Origin of the sequence: Cellulomonas sp. C5510, assembly GCF_019797765.1 — a bacterium.
Lineage (GTDB): Bacteria > Actinomycetota > Actinomycetes > Actinomycetales > Cellulomonadaceae > Cellulomonas.
Genome location: NZ_CP081862.1, coordinates 3787766 through 3806781 on the forward strand (window position 1 = coordinate 3787766; position 19016 = coordinate 3806781).

The window sequence follows — 19016 nt, forward strand, 5'->3', positions numbered from 1 at the left end:
GGTGGGCGAAGAGCCGGGACCCCTCCGGGACGCCGGCCGCCGCTGCGGGCCGGTCAGGGCAGCGCGAGCACCTGACCGGCCGCCCGCAGCTCGACCTGGAGCGACACCACGTCCACCGCCTGCACCGCGCGCCCGGACGCCACCGCGCGCGCCGCGGCGAGACCGGCGACGTGCCCGAGCATCTGGTACTGCGGCTCCATCCGGACGGACGAGAACGCGACGTGGGAGGCCGAGACGCAGACCGGGACGACGAGGTTGGTGCAGTCCTCCCACCGCGGCACGAGCGCCCGGTAGGGGATCGGGTACGGCGGCACCGGGACCGACAGGTAGCCCTCCGTGACCACCATGCCGACCGGCCGCGGGTGCTCGTGCACCCAGCGCCACGTCCGCTGCACCTCCCGGACGTCCAGGTGGTACGACCCCATGGCGACCACGTCGTGCCAGCGCGCCGGGCGGCGCAGGTCGTGCTCGGTCAGCACCACCTCGCCCTGCATCCGGCGGGCCTCGCGCACGTAGAGCTGGTGCGGCAGGTGTCCGGTGTCGGCGAACTCGTCGCGCGGCAGGCCCCAGCGGCCGAGCTCGCGGCGGACCGACGCGGGCACGGCGGGGTCGTGCGTGAGGAACCACAGCAGGTCCTGCGCGTGGTGCAGGTGGTGCAGGCGGATCTCCTCGCGCCGCTCCCTGCCGGCGGTCGGGTACTCCCACGCGGTGCCGTCCAGGACGCTCAGCGAGAACGGGCCGAGCGAGTTGCCGTCGGCCTTGCCGCCGGGCAGGTTCGGCTCCAGCCCCAGCAGCGCGCCCGCGGGCGGCTCGTACCCCTCGGCCGCCCAGTGCCGGAACAGCCGCCGGCCGAGCTCCCAGTGCGCCGCGTCGTAGCCGGGGCGGCGCTCGACGGGCACGCGGTCGGGGGCGGTCGTCAGGCACAGCCGGTAGCCGTAGGACATCACCCCGCCGTCGCCCGCCCCCACGGGGGCCATCGGGACGTCGCGCACCTGCGGCAGCACCGCGCCGGCCGTCCCGCCGCTCGGGTCGTCGGTGAACGGCGACACCCACGCCGGGAACGCGTGCCGCCCCGGGACCGGCTCGCGGCGCCCGGCGAACGCCTCACCGTGCAGCGACCGGTCCTCTCTCCCGACCGACGACGGCACGCCCGCGAACGCCAGCAGGTCGCCCTCGTAGGTGGCGTCGACGAACGCCCCGCCGGTCCACGCCCGCCCGTCCCGGGTGCGGACGCCCACGATCGTGGCGTCCCGGACCTCGGCTGCCTCGAGCTCGGCGTCGTGCACCACCTGGATCCGCGGGTGGTCGAGCCAGCGCCGGAAGATCCCCTCCGCGACGTGCGGCTCCGGGCCGGCGTACGTCCCGACCGGCACGCCGTAGTGCGCGGCCACCTCGGCGCGGAACCGGGCCGCCATGCCGCCCAGCACCCGCACGTCGCCGACGTCGGTGTAGCCGAGGCCGCCCGACGTCATGCCGCCGACGTGCCGCCCGGCCTCGAGGAGCACGACGGACGCGCCGGCCTCCGCGGCGGCGAGCGCGGCGCACACCCCGGCGGAGGTGGCACCGGCGACCACGACGTCGGCGGAGGTCATCGGCCCGCCTCCGCCGGCGCGGCGGCCACCGGCGCGGCACCCGCCGGCGGGGTGGCGGGTGCCGCCGACCGGGCGGCGCGGTACGCCCGCCACGCGTCCGCGACCAGGGCGAGGTCGTCCGCGGCGAGCTCCTCGCCGCTCCGGTCGATCCGCTCCGCGTAGTACAGCGCCGGCACCCCGCCCTCGGCCTGCGCCGCCACGTACGCGCGCCACTGCGCCGCGTCGAGCATCGGCCACTGGTCGGTGTCCACCAGGTGCCCCGGCAGCGCGGTGCCGGCGATCGCCCGCCGCACCCTCATCTGGTCGGCGAGCGGGACGACGCGGTGCGCGGTGTCCCGCTCCAGGACGTCGTTGAGGCGGACCATGTCGCAGACGTCCGCGAACGCGGGGTGCGGCGTGTGGGTGACGACGAGCGCGTCGGGCTTCGCCGCCTTCGCGGCGGCGTACAGGTCGGCCAGCAGGGCGTGCAGCGCGGCGACACCCCAGGGCGCGCCCGGGTCCGCGCCCGCGTGCGGGTGCACCGTGTGGCCCGCGGGCGCGCGCTGGGTGAAGTCGACCTTGAACCCGTCGGCGTCGACGCCGTCCGGGCCGAGCAGCGCGGCGACCACGCGTCGGACCCGCTCCCGGTACGCCGGGCTGGCCGGGTCGACGGCCACGGGTCGGCCGCCGGCGTCGACCAGGCACTCCTCGACGGGCAGGCCCTCGGGGTCCCACGCCTTCCACCACAGCAGCACCCGCTGGCCCGCGGCGTGCCGGGCGGCGACCCACGCGCGCAGGTCCGGCCACCGTTCGGTGTCCGGCTCGCCCGTGCCGTAGGCGGCCTGCCACTTGTCGTCGACGACCACCGTCCCCGGTACGACGTCGTGCGCGGCGAGGTGGCCGAGCAGCTCGTCGTACACGTCCTGCCGGGCGAGGTCCGGCGCGACCGGGAGACCCACCGGGACGACGGCGGGGCCGAGGTCCTGGAGCCGGTACGGGTGCGACGCGGGCTCCCCGGGCAGCGGGGCGCGGGCGCACTGCGCGCCCCAGCCGCAGAAGACGGGCTCCGCCCACCAGGGCGCCGACGGGGCGACCGGCCCGGCGGGGGCGCCGGCGCGCACCGCGTCCTCCCGGTGGTCCGCGAGGGCCTGCCACGGGTCGGCGGCGGGGCGCAGCACCAGGACCGGGCTGGTCCAGCGCCCGGAGACGCGGGTGTGCGCGTCGTGGTCGAGCTCCAGCAGGAACCCCCCGTCCAGCGGCTGGTAGCGCAGCTCGGTGAACCGCAGGTCCGCCACGGGCGCGACGACGCCGATCCCGAGCCACTCCCCCGCGGGCACGTCGAGCGCCGACGCGGCCGGCTCGCGGCCGAGCACCAGGCAGAGCGGCGGCGGCGAGAACACGGCGTGCAGCCGCCCCGGGGACGCGTCGCCGACGACGCCCAGGGTCGCGGCCGACGCGGCCGGGCGCACCAGGTCCACCGGCTCGGTCGGCGTCGGGACGAACACCGACCGGTGCTCCGCGGACGAGCGGAACGTCCCCCCGGCGCCGTTCGGGAGCACCGCCCGGCCGCCCAGCAGGCGCACGTCCGTGAGGACGCCCTCGCCCTCGACCTCCACGACCAGCTCCAGCCGGTCGGGCAGGCACCGCAGCGTCACCGTCCGGCGCGCCCAGGCGGTGCTCGTGCACTCCAGCCGCACCTCGGCCGCGTCCGACTCGACCGGATCCGACCCGACCGGCGAACCGTCCGCGGCGTGCACCGTCGGCGCCGCCACGTCCAGCGACTCGTCGACCGCCCCGACGCGGTCCACCGACGCCAGCAGGGACAGGTGCGACCAGATGCGGCCGTCGGGGCCTGCGAGCACGGCGCGCGGCGGGGTCGACCGCACCTCCAGCAGGTAGGTGTCGGCGGCGACCGTGCGGGTGCCGGGTCCGGCGGTGATGCGCATGGGGTGGGTCCTCGGGGTCGGGGGCGGGTGTCAGCCGAACGGCGGGATCTCGGGCAGGGCGGTGGGCAGCGTGCCGGTGCGGGCGATCTCCGCGTAGACCCGGCCGGAGTCCTTCACGGTCCGCGTGCCGGTGGCGTAGTCCACGTGCACCAGACCGAACCGGGGCCGGTAGCCGAGCGACCACTCGAAGTTGTCGAGCAGCGACCAGTGCAGGTAGCCGACGACGGGGGCGCCGCCCTCGACCGCCTCGTGCACCGCCCGCAGGTGCCCGAGCAGCAGGGCGGTGCGCCGGACGTCGTGCACGCGGCCGTCGTGCGTGGGCCCGTCACCGAAGACGCCGCCGTTCTCGGTGATCATCAACGGCGTGCCGGGGTTCTCGCGGTGCAGCCGCAGCAGCAGGTCCCGCAGGGCGCCGGGGACGACCTCCCAGCCCTCGTCGGTCCGCTGCACGTCACCGGACGGGCCCACGACCTGCCACGGGAACGGCCGGCCGGGGCCGGGCTCCGCGGCCGCCACGACGCGGCGGGTGTAGAAGTTGACGCCGATCCAGTCCTGCCGGCCGCCGATCCGCTCCTCGTCGCCGGGGCGGATGATGTCGTCCAGCGACCGTCCCAGCGCCCGCTCGTAGTGCGCGCGGGTGTCCGCCGGGTAGCCGCGGCCCGCGAGCGGGTCGAGGTACCAGCGGTTCACGTAGCCGTCCGAGCCCCACGCGGCGGCGGCGTCCTCGTCCGACCCGGTCGCCGGGTCGCACGGGAACAGGCTGAGGGCGCAGCCGGTGCGGGCCGCGGGCGCGTGGGCGCGGATCGCGTCGGCGGCCGCGCCGTGGCCGAGCAGCACGTGGTGACCGGCGGCGACCGACGCCGCCAGGTCCGCCACCCCCGGGGCGTGCAGGCCGAGCTGGTAGCCGAGCAGCTGCACGATCCACGGCTCGTTCTGGGTCACCCACCACGTCACCCGGTCCCCCAGGCGCGCGGCCACCGCGTCGGCGTACTCCGCGAACGCGTCGACGCTCGACCGCCCCGCCCAGCCGCCGTCCGCCATGAGCGCCTGCGGCATGTCCCAGTGGTTGAGGGTCAGCACCGGCTCGACCCCGCGCTCCAGCAGCGCGTCGACGAACCGCTCGTAGTGGTCGAGCCCGCGGGACTCGACGCGCCCGCGGCCCTCCGGGACGACGCGGGACCACGCGACGGAGAACCGGTACGCCCCCAGGCCGAGGCCGGCCACGAGGTCGACGTCCTCACGCCACCGCCGGTACGAGTCGCAGGCGCGGGAGCCGTCGCCGCCGCCCTCGACGGCACCGGGCCGGGACGCGAACTCCTCCCACACGGACCGTCCGCGACCGTCGGCGTCGAGGCTGCCCTCGACCTGGTAGGCGGACGTCGCGGCGCCCCACAGGAACCCGGGCGGGAAGGTCACGGTCACGGCAGGGGCTCCAGGGTGGTCGGGGTGAGGTTCCATGCCTCGAGGGTCAGCGGACGGTGCGGCGGGCCGGCCGCGGGCGACCCGCCCTCCGGCCGCTCGCCGCGCCACCGGGCTCGCAGCCGCCGGGTGGCGCCGGGCAGCAGCGGCCGCGGGTCCCCGTCGAGCACCGCCCAGCCGGGCGCGTCCACAGGGCGGGCGTCGAGCAGCGCGAGGCCGACCACCGCCGGTCCGGCGCGGTGGGTGACGGTGACGACGGCACCGTCGGGGCCGTCCGGCCCGATCCCGGCCTCGACGGTCGCGGGCGCGAGGTCGAGCAGCGGCGCGAGGTCCGCCGCGGAGGTCGCGACGACGACCTCGTGGTCCAGCGGCGTGCCGTCGGGCGCGGTCCACTCGACCTCCCACAGCAGCACCTCCGCCGGCGGCAGCACCGCGGCGGGGCAGCGCAGCTCCCCCGCCGGGCGCGGGTCGGCCACCGGCTCCGGGACGTGCCAGCGCCGCTCCGCGAGCACCGCGCCGTCGGTCGCGCGCCGCAGCCGGGCCGCCACGCGCGACCCGGGCGGGACGCCGGCGTCGGACCACAGCCAGACCTCCGCGACGGCGTGCGACCGCCCGCCCCAGGCGGTGGTCGCCGTCCGCAGCGTCGCCCGGTCCGGGGCGAACGCCCGCGCGACCGCGTGGTAGGCCGGCTTCGGGTCGCCCAGGTGGTCGACGACGGCCGTGCACCAGGTGTTCGGGTACGACTCCGCGAGCTGCCACGGGAGCACCAGCGAGCAACGCGGCCACCGCCGCCGGTCCGCCTCCACCGCGTACGCCAGGCCGGTCGACTGCAGGTGCTGGCTCGCGCGCCGGTAGCCCTCGACGTCCGCGAGCCGGCCGCCGAAGCACTCCTGCACCAGTGGCGCGTTGTCCCACCACTCCCCCAGGTGGCGGTGCACCGGGTTCGACCGGTCCAGCGGCCAGACCTCGGACGCGGGCACCAGGTCGTCCAGCAGCCGGCGGTTCGCCATGCCCTCGACGCCGAACTCGCTGTGCGCCAGGCAGGTGCCGGCGTCCGCGAGCGCCTGCTGCCCCGTGAGGCCCTGGTGCTCCCACGGCCCGTGGACGTCGTGCTGGTCGTCCGGCGCGGCGGCGATCACGTCGGCGCGGTGGTGGAACGCCGGACCGGTCGGGGACGTCGGCAGCCAGGACCGGCCCGGGTCCAGGCGGGTGACCTCGTCGCGCAGCGCCGCGAGCGCCGGCGAACGCTCCTCGTCCAGCGGGACGCCGCCGTCGTCGAGCTCGTTGCCGCCGCCCCAGAGCAGCAGGCTCGGGTGGTGGGTGCGGGCCGGGACCAGCGCGGCCGCCTCCCGCCGCAGCAGGTCCACGAACGCGTCGTCGGTGGCGGGCGCGCTCTGCATGCCCGACGACGACTGGGAGAACTCCTGCCAGACCAGCAGACCGGCCCTGTCGCACGCGTCGTAGAACTCCTCGGTCTCCACCAGGCCGCCGCCCCACACCCGCAGCAGCGCGGCGCCGGACCGGGCGGCGAGGTCCACCAGGTGCCGGACCCGCTCGGGAGGCACGGCACCGTACTGGGCGTCGGCCGGCGCCCAGTTCCACCCGACCAGCGGCAGGCGGACGCCGTTGACCTCGGCGGTGTAGCCGCGGGCGCCGGCAGGAGCGCCCGCGTTCGCCACCAGGTGCGCCGTGCGGAATCCGACCGTGCCCGACCAGAGCGTGCGGCCGGCCGTGCGCAGCCGGACGGTGTACGTGGTGGGCTCTCCCAGCCGACGGGGCCACCAGCGCGCCGGGCGGTCGACGGGGACGGCCAGGCCCAGCGGCCGCTCGCCCACGGGGCCGGGCAGGTCCGCGGCGGTGCTCGCCACGACGCGGCCCGCGGCGTCCAGCACCTCGGCGAGGACGCGCGCCGGACCGTCGTCGGCGACCTCCACGCTGCCGGTGACGCGGACCAGGCCGTCGGCGTCGGGTGCGGGCAGGCCCGCCGGACCGGGCACCAGCTCCGCGCGGACGCCGGCCGACGCCAGGTGCACCCGGTCCACCACCACCCGGGCGCTGCGCCACAGCCCCTGGTGCGGCAGCCGCGGGCAGAAGTCCCAGCCCTCGGTCATCCGCGGTCGGTGCGTGCGGACGCGCTCCGTGCGCCCGACCTGGGGCTCCGACGGCGGCAGCGGGTCCACGACGACCGCGATCCGGTGCGGCCCCGGGGTCGCGCGGGGCGGTGGGACCTCGGCGCGCAGCCGGTGGTAGAGGCCGTCGACGCGGCCGACGGGCTCCCCGTCCCAGAACAGCGTCCCGGACGGGTCGACGCCGTCGAGCTCGACGACGACCCGGTGCCCGGCGGGGACGGGCGGCAGGTCCACGACGCGGCGGTGCACCCACGACCGAGCCCCGGTCCACTCCGCGGCGCGGCTGCTGCGCCCGCGGTACGGGTCGGGCAGCTCGCCGGCCGCGGCGAGGGCGGTGACGACCGACCCCGGGACGGTCGCCGGCCACCAGCCCGGGGTCGCCGCGGCGGCGCGGGCGGCGTCGGCGGCGTTGTTGAGGCTGTGCGCCCCCGCGTCGACGTACCACTGCCACGTGTCGCCGAGCGCCTCACGCAGGAGCCAGCCGTCGCCGTCCAGGTCCAGCACCCACCCGGGGGCGGGGGCCGTGTCCGGCGAGGTCAGGGGATCTGGCATCGATGCCATATGAGAACGAAACCACATGCCTCGGAGGCGGGGCAAGGCCGGGTGCCGCGGCGGCGGCGCGGGCCGCCGGTCAGCCGGCGAGCTCCGCCAGGTCCGCCACGGACGCGTACCGCCGCTCCCCCTCCGGCCCGCCCGCGACCTCGACCAGGAACCCCTGCCGTCCCGGCGTGACGTCGACCGTGAGCACCGCCGAGGCCCCGGCGTCGTCCCGCCACGCCAGCTCGAGCCGCCCGTCGCCCGCCGCCCGCGCCGCGAACGTGCCGGCGAACGCCGGGTGCCCCGTCCGGAGCGACACCAGACCGAGCTGGGCGCGCGTGACCTCACCGGCGAGCGCCGCCTCGAGCTCGCCCGGCGTGTAGACGTGGCGGTTCACCTCGCGGCCCTGACCGGTCGCGGCGTACCGCGGCATGTCGTTGGCGCCGGCCAGCAGCCCCACGTAGTAGATCTGCGGCCGCCCGGGCACGAACAGCTGCACGCACCGGGCCAGCAGGTACGCGGTCGCGTCCGCGCCGAGCACCGACCAGAACGTCGAGTTGACCTGGTGCGGCAGCGCCGCCCACGCGACCCGCGCCGACGCCTGCGCCGACTCGCCGCCGGTGCGGCGCTCCGCCTCCGCGAACACGCCGGCCATCTCCTCCGTGCTGAGGATGCCCGGGCGGTCGCCCGACGGTCCGGCGTCGATGACGCCGATGCCGTCGTGCGTGTCCAGCACCGTGACGGCGTTCGCCGGGCGGATCTCCAGCCAGTGCGCGAGGCGGTCCGTGGCGCCCGTCGCGAGCGCGTGCAGCAGCAGCGGGGGCAGGGCGAAGTCGTAGACCAGGTCCACCAGCGGAGCGATCGCCGCCTGCTGCGTGTGGTGGGCGTGCACCTCCACGAGCACCTGCAGGCCCTCCGCGTGCGCCAGGGCGGTGATCTCCTCGACGAACGCCAGGGTGTGCTCGGTCATGAACGAGTCCGTGCCCGGCGTCTTGACGGCGTACCCCACGGCGTCGAGCCGCACCGTCGACACGCCCCCCTCGCGCAGGGTCCGCAGGATGCGCCGCAGGTAGTCGCGCGCCGCCGGGTGGTGGACGTCGAGGTCCACCTGCGTCGGCATGAAGGTCGTCCACACCAGCCGCCGCGTGCCGTCGGCCCGCTGGTAGGGCGTGAACGGCAGCCCGAGCCGGGGCCGGTAGAACGCCGTGATCGCCGCCTCGTCCGCGCCGTCGGGGAACACGGTGTCGAACGTGAGGAACATGCCGTCCGACGGGGACTGCGGGCCGCGCGCCAGCCAGTCGCGGAACTCCGCCGAGTCGGCGGAGACGTGGTTGACGATGAGGTCCGCGGTCACGTGCACGCCCGCGGCGGCGAGCGCCCGCACGTCGTCCCAGGTGCCGAGGCGCGGGTCGACGGTCCCGTGGTCGACCGGGTCGAACCCGGCGTCGTCGCCGTCGAACGGCACGAAGAACGGCAGCAGGTGCACGCCGCTGAACGCCGCCAGGGGGCCGTCCGCGAGCAGCGCCCGCACGCCGGCCAGGTCGGGCGTCGGCCCGCCGAGCCGCTCGGTGTACGCCAGCAGGTGCACGCCGTGGTCGTCCACGTCCGTCCTCCTCACCGTTCCCCGGGCTCGCGCCCGGTCGTCGTCGCGAGCGCCCGGACGAGCGCCGCCACCCCGCCGGCGGGCGAGGTCAGCACCGGGACCGCGGGCCGCGCCAGCTCGGCGGCCCCGGCCATCGACGCCTGCGCCAGCACCACCACGTCGGCGTCGCGCGCGGCGTCGGACACCGCCTCCGCGACCAGCCGGTCCGCCCGCCCGCCGTCCCCGGAGTCCCGCGCGGCGGCGGCCCCGTCGACCACGCGGGCCGCGACCTCGACGCCCGCTCCCGCGTCCGACGCGGCGCGCTCCACGAGCCGCCCGGTCGGTCCCAGGGTCGACGCCAGGGTCGCCAGCACCGCCACCCTCCCGCGCGCGCCCGGGGCGGACGCGAGCGTCACCGCCTCCCGTGCCATCGGCGCGTCGACGCGCAGCACCGGGACGGCCACCGTCGCGGCCGCCGCCTCCGCGGCCTCGCCGACCGACGAGCACGTGACGAGCACCGCCGACGCCCCGGCGGCCACCAGGTGCTGCACGTGCGCGGCGACCGCGGCCTCGACCTGCGGCGTCACACCCGCGGCCACCGCGGTGGCGAGCAGCCAGCCGTCCACCACGTGCAGCCGGCGCAGCAGCGGCGCGGCGGCGTCCACGTCGGAGTCGAACCGCTGCGCCAGGGCCGGGACGGTGTGCAGCAGGCCGACGGTGCCGGCAGACCCGGGTGCGACGGACCCCGACCCGGCGGTCACGCCGCGCTCCACGGGCGCGCCTCCGCGTCCACCAGCTCGACCAGTGCGCGCAGCCGCGGCACCGAGACCTCCGCGAGCGCCGCCGGGACGTCCGGCCGGCCGACGACGTCGCTCCACAGCGCCCGGCCCGCGAGGAACCCGCTCGCCCCGCCGCGGCACGCCGCCCGCACCGCCCCGGCGAAGTCCTCCCGGTCCACGCCCTGCGACAGCACCACCCAGGGCCCGGTGATCGACTCGCCCAGCGTCGCGCACGCCCGCTCCAGCTCCGCCGCCGGCGCCCGGCCGCCCAGCGGCACCTGCACCTTGTACAGGCTCGGGCCGAGCGGGGACAGCTCACGGGCCGCCTCGGCGATCGCCGCCTCCTGGTCCCACGTGCCGGCCGCCAGCTCCTCGGGGGTCGCCCGCACGACGGGCTCGAGGACCGACAGCACGCCGCGGGACGCCGCCACCTCGACGAACCGGCGCGCGAGCTCCACGCGCCGCTCCCTGCGCGCGTCGCGCCGCCAGATCACCAGCAGCTTGAGCGCGACCGCGCCGTGCAGGTCGGACTCCGGGGCCACGACGACGTCGTCCAGCCCGGTCTCCTCGACCGGACCGCCGGGCTCCTGCTCCAGCGCGTCCGCCGCGAGGATCAGCCCGCAGGACGCGGGCAGCAGCGGGGCGGCCTGCTCGACGCCCATCTCCCGGTCGATGAGGAACCCGGACGCCAGCGGGGACAGGGCGCGGGCCACGGCGACCTTGAAGTCGACGAGCGTCGCGTGGTCGGGACGGCCGGCACCGGCCTGGTCGAACATCGTGCGCAGGCTCTCGCGCTGGTCCATCGCCACCATGGCGAGCGCCCCGGACGGGCGGGCGATGGCGTCGAGCGTGGGCGCGGCGGCGGTCGGGTGGGTCACGGGCGGGCCTCCTGGCGGTGCGGTGCGGGAGCCGCGCGACGGGGCGCGGGTCCGGTGGTCGGGGCCCCGGGCGCGGGTGCCCCGGGGACGTCGGTGCCGAGCGCGGCACGCACGAAGCGGTCGAGCGCCGCGTCGGCGGCCGGGACCGGTGCCGGCACGGGGCGGCCGTCGGGCAGGCCCGGGAGCAGCGGCAGCGTCGGGGCCGCGCCCCCGCCGAGCAGCCCGGCGCGGTGCAGGGCGAGCAGCGCGGCCCCGGCGGCGACGGGCTCCGCCCCGTCCACGAGCCGCACCGGGACGGGTCCGGCGAGCGCCTTGGCGCGCATCCACGCCGTGTTCCGCCCCGCGGGCCCGCCGAGCACGCGCACCTGCCGGGGCCGGTGGCCGTCGCCGGCGAGCCCGGCCTGGACCTCGAGCATCCACCGCGCGTGCAGCGCCAGCCCGTCCACCATGGCCGCCGCCAGCGCCACCGGGCCGTGGTTGCCGCGGTGCAGGACGACCGGGCGGGCGCCGGGGTCGGGCGCCGGCGTCTGCCGCCCGCTCACGTAGGGCAGCACGACCACGTCCGCCGGGTGCTCCGCCTCCGGCAGGGCCGCGACGGCCGCGAACAGCGCGTCGGCCGACCAGCCCGGGGCCTCCTGCTCCAGCCACCACCGCACCATGGCGCCGGCGCTCGACGACCCGGCGAGGAGGGCGGGCAGGCCCGCGACGGTCCGCACCAGGCTCATCCCCGCCCGGGCGACGGCCGGGCGGACGGGGTCGTCGGCGAGCACCGTGCACACCGCCTCCGCCGTCCCGATGGAGTCGGCGACGTCACCCGGTGCCCGGACGCCGGCGGCCCACGCGCCCACAGCGTGGTCGTGGCCGGCCACGGTCACCGGCGTGCCGCTGCGCACACCGGCGGCGACCCACGCGGGGGCGTCGACCCTCCCGGCGACGGCGCCGGGCCGCGCGACCCGGGGCAGGTGGTCCGGGCGCAGGCCGACCTCGGCGAGCAGGTCGGCGTCGAGCTGCTCGGGCAGCGGGTCCCCCGCGGGCGGCAGCCGGTACGCCATCGTGCGCCCGGCGAGCGTGTGGTCGGTGACGAGCTCGCCCGTGAGGTGGAGGCAGGCCAGGTCGGCGACGCCCGCCCACCGGCGCAACGCCGCGCGGGTCGCCGGCTCGTGGGAGCCCAGCCACGCGAGCGTGGCCAGGGGCACCTTCGCGCTCGGGCGCACCCCGGTCGCCTCGAACAGCGCGATCGCGCCGAGCCGGTCCGCGAGCGCGGCGGCCTCCGCGGCGGCGCGGTGGCCGTCCCACCGCAGCCACGGCCCGAGCGGCCGGTCGTCCGCGTCGAGCGGGACGCCGGTCTCGGCCATCGACGCGATGCCGACGGCCTCGGGCTCGACGGCGGACCCGGTGCGGCGCGCGGCCGCGGCGAGTGCACGGACGCCCAGCTCCCGCAGCGTGCGGTCGAGGCCGGCGGGGCCGGGCGTCGGAGCCGACGCGACGGCGAGCAGCACCGGCGCGCCGGAGCCGTCCTCCGGCACGCCGACCACCGCCACCTTGGCGTTGGTGGTCCCGACGTCGATGCCGAGGCCCACCCGGCGGCGCTGACGACTCACCCGCCCAGTGTGTTCGTCATCGAACACTTTGGTCAACCATGTCCGACGATTGACAACCCGTGACCGGCCCCGTTGGATGACGTCCGTGCGCTACTCCGCCGCCCCCCGCCGCCGCGACGAGCTGCTGCGCCGCCTCGAGGAGACCGGCTACGTGTCGTCCAGCACGGCCGCCGCGGAGCTCGGCGTGTCCGAGATGACCATCCGCCGGGACCTCGGCCAGCTCGCCGCCGAGGGACGGGTCCGACGCGTCGTCGGGGGCGCCAGCCTCGTGGACGGCAGCGCCGCCCCCCCGTTCGAGCTGCGGCGCACCGAGGCCGCCCGGGAGAAGGACGCGGTCGCGCGCGCCGCCCTCCCGCTGCTCGCGGACGCCGGTGTGGTCGCGCTCGACGCCGGCACCACCGTGGCCGCCCTCGCGCGGCGGCTGCCCGGCGGGCTCACCGTGGTCACCCACTCGGTGCCCGTCATCACCACCTGCACCGCGCGCGACGACCTGGAGGTCGTCGCCCTCGGCGGGACCTACCACCGGCTCACGCGGTCGTTCGCCGGGCCCAGCACCCGGGCCGGGCTCGCGGACCTCGCCGTCGACGTCGCCGTGCTCTCCGCGACCGCCGCCGGACCGGCCGGGGTGTTCTCCGCCGACCAGTGGGACGCCGACACCAAGCGCGCCATGGCTGCCATCGCGCAGCGCGTCGTGCTCCTGCTCGACCACCGCAAGCTCGACGCCCGCGCGCCGATGCGGGTGCTGGGGCTCGAGCAGGCGCACGCGGTCGTCGTCGACGACGCCGCGACCCCGGACCAGCTGGCGCTGCTGCGCGAGCGGTGCGAGCGGGTCGTCGTCGCGGCGACCGCCGGGCCCGGCGAACCGGGCGGTGCGGCGGACGAGGGCGGTGACGCGGACCGCGCGACCGCCGGCGCGGCACGGGCACCGGCGTGACGGGGCGACGGGCGGCCACCGGCGCGTCCGGCCCGCGGCTCGGCGTCGTCGCGGACGACGTCACCGGGGCGTGCGACCTGGCGGACGCCGTGCGCGACGCGGGCGGCTCGGCGGTCGTCGTCCTGGGCGTGCCGGGCCGGGACCTCGACCTGCCGTCCTGCGACTGCGCGGTCGTCGCGCTCCGGACCCGCACCGCGCCACGCCCGCAGGCCGTCGCCGAGTCCGTCGCGTCCGCCCGCCGGCTGCTCGACCTCGGCGCGCAGGCGCTGTACCAGAAGTACTGCTCCACCTTCGACTCGACCGACGACGGCATGATCGGCCCGGTCGCGGACGCGCTGCTCGACCTGCTCGGGCCGGACGCCGTCGCCGTCGGCACCCCCGCGACGCCGCGCGCCGGGCGGACGCAGTACCAGGGCCACCTGTTCGTCGGGGACCGGCTGCTGTCCGAGTCGCCGCTGCGCGACCACCCGCTCACACCGATGCGCGACCCGGACCTGGTCCGGGTGCTCGGACGGCAGACGCCGCGCCCCGTGGCGCTGCTGAGCCGGCAGGCGGTGCTGTCCGACGACGCGGCAGCGGCGCTGGAGCGGCTGGCCGCCGACGGCGCGCGGCACGTGCTCGCGGACGCGCTGACCGACGCCGACCTCGACGCCCTGGCCGAGGTGCTGGCGGGACGGCGGGCGGCGCCCGGGCGGCCCGTGCTGCTCGGCGGGGCCGCCGGCCTCGCTGCCGCGCTGGCGCGGCTCTGGGCCCGCGCCACGCCCGCCTCCCCCTCCGTCCGGACGTCCGCGGGCGCCCCGGGCCTCCCGCCCGCCGCCGGCGCCCGGGCCGACCGCCGCGCCCTCGTCGTCTCGGGCTCCTGCTCCGCGCGGACGCTCGAGCAGATCGCACGGTTCGACGGTCCCCGGATCGCGCTCGACGCGACCGCCCTCGCCGCCGACCGGGAGGTCGCCCTCGACGGTGTGCTGCGCGCCCTCGCGGACGCCTACCGCGCGGGCCCCGGCCCCGTGCTGGTCGCGTCCTCGGCCGAGCCCGCGGCCGTGCGCGCGACGCAGGGGCGGCTCGGCGCCCGCCGGGCCGCCGCGCTGCTGGAGGACGCCGCCGGGGAGGTCGCGGCGCGGGCGGTGCGGGACCTCGGGGTCGGGAGGCTGCTCGTCGCCGGCGGCGAGACGTCGGGCGCGGTGGCCACCGCGCTCGGGCTGCACGTGCTGCACGTCGGCCCCGCCGCCGCCCCGGGGGTGCCGTGGATGGTGCCCGTCGGCCGGCCCGGCCTCTCCGTGCTGCTGAAGTCCGGCAACTTCGGCGGTCCCGACCTGTTCCGCACCGCCTGGGAGGCCTGCCCGTGACCACCCCCGCCTCCGCCCGCGAGGCCGTCGTCGCCGCGTGCCGCCACCTCGCCGCCCGCGGGCTCTCGCCGGGCGGTTCCGGCAACGTCAGCGTCCGCGTCGGCGACGACCTGCTCGTGACGCCGACCGGCTCGAGCCTCTCCCGGGTGCGGCCGGAGGACCTCGCGCTGGTCCCGGTCGCCGACGCGCCCGGCGGTGGCACGGTCACCGGAGGCGGGCCGCGGCCGTCGAAGGAGTTGCCCCTGCACCGCGCCGTGTACGCCGCCCGGCCCGACGCCCGCGCGGTCGTGCACCTGCACTCCCCGGCCGCCGTCGCGGCGTCCTGCCTCGACCCGGCCGCGCTCCCGCCCGAGGCCGCCACCGGCCCGCTCCCCGCCACCACGCCGTACCAGGTGATGCGGCTGGGCGACCTGCCGGTCGCGCCGTTCGCCCTGCCGGGCAGCACCGAGCTCGCGGCGGGCGTCGCGGACCGGGCCGGCACGGCACCGGTGCTGCTGCTCGCGAACCACGGCTCCGTCGTCGCGGGGACGCACCTCGACGCGGCCGTCGACCTCGCCGAGGAGCTGGAGGCCGCCGCCCAGGTGGTCCTCCTCCTGCACGGCGTCCCGCACCGCCGCCTGACCCCCGCCCAGGTCGCGGCCCTCCGCTCCCGCTGACCCGCGCCCGCCACCGGCGCCCCCGCGGCTCGGCTCCCCGGTGGCGAGGTCGCCCCGGGGAGGTGGCTCCGGGCGGGGTCAGGCCGCCGGGGGCGGGAGGCGCAGGTGGCCGCCGAACTCGCGGCAGTGCCGCCCGACGCCCTCGAGGGTCGCCCAGCCGGCGTCGTCCGTGACGCGCACGGCTGTCGCGTCGACGGTGAGCTCCTCGCCGCTGGCCTCGAGCAGGCAGTGCAGCGCCTCGCGGAGCGCGGACGCGGTGTGCACGTCCAGCTGGCCGCGCACCGAGATCACCGACTCCTGCGAGGGTCGTCCCAGGTCGATCGTCACCTCCACGGCGCACCTCCCCTGCAGCCGGTCCGGCCGTTGTGCCACAGCCCGCCGTGGTGAGGGTAGGAGCGGTTCTCCGGTGGCGCGAGGGGAAGCGCCACTCATGAGGAGCGCACGGACCGCAGGACGTCACCCCGTGCCCCTGGTGTGCGAACTCGCACATTCGCTAGTGTGGCAACGTTCCTACATCCGTCCGGCGCCGCACGGAACCCTGCCCGGGAGCCCCCGCGCGCGCGGTCCGACCGAGGAGAGCCGTGCACCGCACCCTGACCGACCTCACCGCCCGCATCGACCGCACCGTGAAGGAGCGGATCCTCCCCTGGGTGCACACCCAGCGGACCCCGCTCGAGGTGACGGTCGCCCACCTGCCCGGAGAGCCCGTGCCGTTCGCGGAGGCGGTGCGGCTGCCGTTCACGCCGACCGCCGTCGGCGAGCCGTGGGGCCGCGCCTGGTCCACCTCCTGGTTCCGCCTGCGGGGCGTCGTGCCGCCGGGCATGGCCGGCCGGCGCGTCGAGGTGCTCGTCGACCTGGGGTTCCGCACCGGCGGCCCCGGATTCGAGGCCGAGGGGCTCGTGTACACCCCCGACGGCACCCCGCTGAAGGGCATCGAGCCGCGCAACCTGTACGTCCCGGTGGCCGACCCCGCGACCGGCGGAGAGGTGGTCGACCTCTACGTCGAGGCCGCGGCCAACCCGTCGATCGGCGGCGAGCCCGTCACCGCGCTCGGCGACCTCGACACGGTGCCGGACACCCTGCTGTACCGGCTGGCCCGCGCCGAGGTCGCCGTGCTGGAGGAGGAGGTCCAGGCGCTGGCGCTCGACGCGCAGGTGCTGCACGAGCTGGCGCTGCAGCTCCCGGAGAACGACCCCCGCCGCGAGCGCATCCGCGCGGGCCTGGAGTGGCTGGTCGACACGCTCGACGTCCGCGACGTCCCGGGCAGCGCGGCCCGCGCCCGCGCGCAGGTCGCGGACCTGCTCGCCCAGCCCGCGGCGCCGAGCGCGCACCGGGTGTCGGCGGTCGGCCACGCGCACATCGACTCCGCCTGGATGTGGCCGGTGCGCGAGACGATCCGCAAGTGCGCGCGCACGTTCTCCAACGTGGTGTCGCTCGCCGACCAGTACCCGGACCTGCGCTTCGCGTGCTCGTCGGCGCAGCAGTACGCGTGGACGAAGGAGCACCACCCGCGCGTCTTCGACCGGATCCGGGAGAAGGTCGCGTCCGGGCAGTTCGTGCCGGTCGGCGGGATGTGGGTGGAGTCCGACACGAACCTGCCGGGCGGCGAGGCGCTGGTGCGGCAGTTCGTGCAGGGCAAGCGGTTCTTCGACGCGGAGTTCGGCGTCGAGCCGCGCGAGGTGTGGCTGCCGGACTCCTTCGGGTACACCGGTGCCCTGCCGCAGCTCGCCCGGCTGGCGGGGTTCCGGTGGTTCCTGTCGCAGAAGATGTCGTGGAACACCACCAACCGGTTCCCGCACCACACCTTCTGGTGGGAGGGCATCGACGGCAGCCGGGTGTTCACGCACTTCCCGCCCGCCGACACGTACGGCGCCAAGCTGTCGGGCGAGCAGCTGGCGTACGGCGTGGCGAACTTCGCCGACGCCGGCCCGGCGAACCGCAGCCTGCTGCCGTTCGGGTACGGCGACGGCGGCGGCGGCCCGACGCGCGAGATGATGGAGACCGCGCACCGCGTCGCGGACCTCGAGGGGTCGCCGCGCGTGGTCGTCGAGACGCCGGCGGAGTTCTTCGCGGGCGCCGAGGCGGAGTACCCGCAGGCGCCCGTGTGGTCCGGGGAGATGTACCTCGAGTTCCACCGCGGCACGTACACCAGCCAGCTCGCCATGAAGCAGGGCAACCGCCGCACCGAGCACCTGCTGCGGGAGGCCGAGCTCTGGGCGGCGACCGCCGCGGTGCGCGGCTGCGCTGACTACCCGTACGAGCAGCTCGACCGGATCTGGCAGGAGATGCTCCTGCTGCAGTTCCACGACATCCTGCCGGGCAGCAGCATCGCCTGGGTGCACCGCGAGGCGCGGGCGACCTACGCGCGGCTGCGCGAGGAGCTCGAGGCGCTGGTCGGCGACGCGCTGCGCCGCGCGGCCGGTGACGGCGACACCGAGGTGGTCGCGAACGCGGCGCCGCACACCCGCGCCGGCGTCCCGGGGCTGGGGGCCGGCCCCGCCACCGCGCCGCCGGCACCGGTCGCGGTCCGGCGCGACGGCGACGCCGTCGTGCTCGACAACGGCCTGCTGCGGGTCCGGGTCGACGCCGACGGCACGGTCGGCGCCGTGCGGGACCTGGTCGCCGACCGCGAGGTCCTCGCGCCCGGGGCGTCCGCGAACGTGCTGCAGCTGCACCCCGACCAGCCGGTGCGGTTCGACGCCTGGGACGTCGACGAGTTCTACCGGCACTCCGTCCGCGAGGTCCGCACCGTCGAGGACCTGGTGCTCGACGACGCCGACCCGGCCCGTCCGGAGCTGCGCGTCACACGGCGCGACGGGGCGTCGACGTACGTGCAGACGATCGCCCTGGCGGCGGGCGAGCGCCGCGTGGACCTGGCCCTGGACGTCGACTGGCACGAGCGCGAGACGCTCTGCAAGGCCGCGTTCCCGCTGGCGGTCCACGCCGAGCGGTCCGCGAGCGAGACGCAGTTCGGGCACGTCCACCGGGCCACGCACACCAACACCTCGTGGGACGCCGCGCGGTTCGAGATCTGCGCCCACCGCTGGGTGCACGTGGCCGAGCCCGGCTACGGCGTGGCCGTGGTCAACGACTCCACGTACGGGCACGACGTGACCCGCCCCGGGCCGGGCGACGCCCGCGGGGCCGGGGCGACGACGGTCCGGCTGTCGCTGGTCCGGGCGCCGCGCTACCCCGACCCGGAGACCGACCAGGGCCGGCACACGATGCGGTACGCGCTGGCGTGCGGGGCCGACATCGACGACGCGGTGCGCGAGGGCTACCGGATCAACCTGCCCGAGCGGCGCGTGCGGGGCGCCGCGGCGGTCGCCCCGCTGGTCGAGGTCACCGGCGGCGGCGCGGTGGTCGAGGCCGTGAAGCTGGCGGACGACCGGTCCGGCGACGTCGTGGTCCGGCTCTACGAGTCCCGCGGCGGCCGCGGCCGCACGGTGGTCCGGCCGGGGTTCGCGACGACGGGCGCGTCGGTCCGGGACCTGCTGGAGTGCGAGGACACGGACGTCGCCGCGCTCGCGCCGCTGTCCGACGCGGGCGACGGGGCGGTGGCGCTGGACCTCGCGCCGTTCCAGGTGGTGACGCTGCGCTTCGCGCGGGCCTGACGCCCGGCCCGGGACGACCGGGGA

The 19016-nt window shown here is 77.9% G+C and carries 13 protein-coding genes; 4 read left to right on the forward strand and 9 right to left on the reverse strand.

From position 1 onward, the window contains the following. Positions 1-53: 53 nt before the first annotated feature. From K5O09_RS17365 to K5O09_RS17400, 8 genes are all read right to left on the reverse strand, one after another. Positions 54-1592 (reverse strand): FAD-dependent oxidoreductase, encoded by a 1539-nt coding sequence (locus tag K5O09_RS17365; RefSeq protein ID WP_222170706.1) that lies wholly within the window; start codon positions 1590-1592, stop codon positions 54-56. Continuing rightward, positions 1589-3517, reverse strand: a complete 1929-nt coding sequence (locus K5O09_RS17370) for a hypothetical protein (RefSeq protein ID WP_222170707.1) — start codon at positions 3515-3517, stop codon at positions 1589-1591. The genes K5O09_RS17365 and K5O09_RS17370 overlap by 4 nt, the downstream gene beginning before the upstream one ends. 30 nt (positions 3518-3547) lie before the next feature. Then, positions 3548-4939, reverse strand: coding sequence for a GH1 family beta-glucosidase (locus tag K5O09_RS17375; protein ID WP_222170708.1), 1392 nt, complete (start codon positions 4937-4939; stop codon positions 3548-3550). Beyond that, positions 4936-7617 (reverse strand): hypothetical protein, encoded by a 2682-nt coding sequence (locus K5O09_RS17380; protein ID WP_222170709.1) that lies wholly within the window; start codon positions 7615-7617, stop codon positions 4936-4938. Before K5O09_RS17380 ends, K5O09_RS17375 begins: the two co-directional genes overlap by 4 nt. A 79-nt stretch (positions 7618-7696) precedes the next feature. After that, on the reverse strand, positions 7697-9205 hold the full coding sequence (locus tag K5O09_RS17385; RefSeq protein ID WP_222170710.1) for an alpha-amylase family glycosyl hydrolase: 1509 nt from the start codon (positions 9203-9205) through the stop codon (positions 7697-7699). 11 nt (positions 9206-9216) lie between these two features. Beyond that, positions 9217-9945, reverse strand: a complete 729-nt coding sequence (locus tag K5O09_RS17390; protein WP_222170711.1) for an aspartate/glutamate racemase family protein — start codon at positions 9943-9945, stop codon at positions 9217-9219. Then, on the reverse strand, positions 9942-10841 hold the full coding sequence (locus tag K5O09_RS17395) for a hypothetical protein (RefSeq protein ID WP_255595839.1): 900 nt from the start codon (positions 10839-10841) through the stop codon (positions 9942-9944). Before K5O09_RS17395 ends, K5O09_RS17390 begins: the two co-directional genes overlap by 4 nt. Continuing rightward, positions 10838-12442 (reverse strand): L-fuculokinase, encoded by a 1605-nt coding sequence (locus tag K5O09_RS17400; protein ID WP_255595840.1) that lies wholly within the window; start codon positions 12440-12442, stop codon positions 10838-10840. The genes K5O09_RS17395 and K5O09_RS17400 overlap by 4 nt, the downstream gene beginning before the upstream one ends. Positions 12443-12527: 85 nt before the next feature. Here K5O09_RS17400 and K5O09_RS17405 point away from each other — a divergent pair, with 85 nt between their 5' ends. The 3 genes from K5O09_RS17405 to K5O09_RS17415 are packed head-to-tail and all read left to right on the forward strand — an operon-like array spanning position 12528 to position 15378. Next, positions 12528-13376, forward strand: a complete 849-nt coding sequence (locus K5O09_RS17405) for a DeoR/GlpR family DNA-binding transcription regulator (protein WP_222170712.1) — start codon at positions 12528-12530, stop codon at positions 13374-13376. Continuing rightward, a complete protein-coding gene (otnK, locus tag K5O09_RS17410; RefSeq protein ID WP_222170713.1) occupies positions 13373-14722 on the forward strand; it encodes a 3-oxo-tetronate kinase in 1350 nt (449 codons plus the stop codon). Before K5O09_RS17405 ends, otnK begins: the two co-directional genes overlap by 4 nt. Continuing rightward, positions 14719-15378 (forward strand): class II aldolase/adducin family protein, encoded by a 660-nt coding sequence (locus tag K5O09_RS17415; protein ID WP_222170714.1) that lies wholly within the window; start codon positions 14719-14721, stop codon positions 15376-15378. Before otnK ends, K5O09_RS17415 begins: the two co-directional genes overlap by 4 nt. 78 nt (positions 15379-15456) lie before the next feature. Here K5O09_RS17415 and K5O09_RS17420 read toward each other — a convergent pair whose 3' ends face one another. After that, positions 15457-15711, reverse strand: coding sequence for an STAS domain-containing protein (locus K5O09_RS17420; RefSeq protein WP_222170715.1), 255 nt, complete (start codon positions 15709-15711; stop codon positions 15457-15459). A gap of 248 nt (positions 15712-15959) precedes the next feature. On the opposite strand from K5O09_RS17420, the gene K5O09_RS17425 reads away from it, so the two are divergent. Further along, positions 15960-18992 (forward strand): glycoside hydrolase family 38 C-terminal domain-containing protein, encoded by a 3033-nt coding sequence (locus tag K5O09_RS17425; protein WP_222170716.1) that lies wholly within the window; start codon positions 15960-15962, stop codon positions 18990-18992. The last annotated feature ends 24 nt before the right edge of the window (positions 18993-19016 follow it).

Excerpts from the sequence above, each read along its gene's own strand:
- K5O09_RS17380 (WP_222170709.1), bottom strand. The coding sequence starts at position 7,617 with ATGCCAGATCCCCTGACCTCGCCGGACACGGCCCCCGCCCCCGGGTGG.
- K5O09_RS17365 (WP_222170706.1), bottom strand. The coding sequence starts at position 1,592 with ATGACCTCCGCCGACGTCGTGGTCGCCGGTGCCACCTCCGCCGGGGTG.
- K5O09_RS17370 (WP_222170707.1), bottom strand. The coding sequence starts at position 3,517 with ATGCGCATCACCGCCGGACCCGGCACCCGCACGGTCGCCGCCGACACC.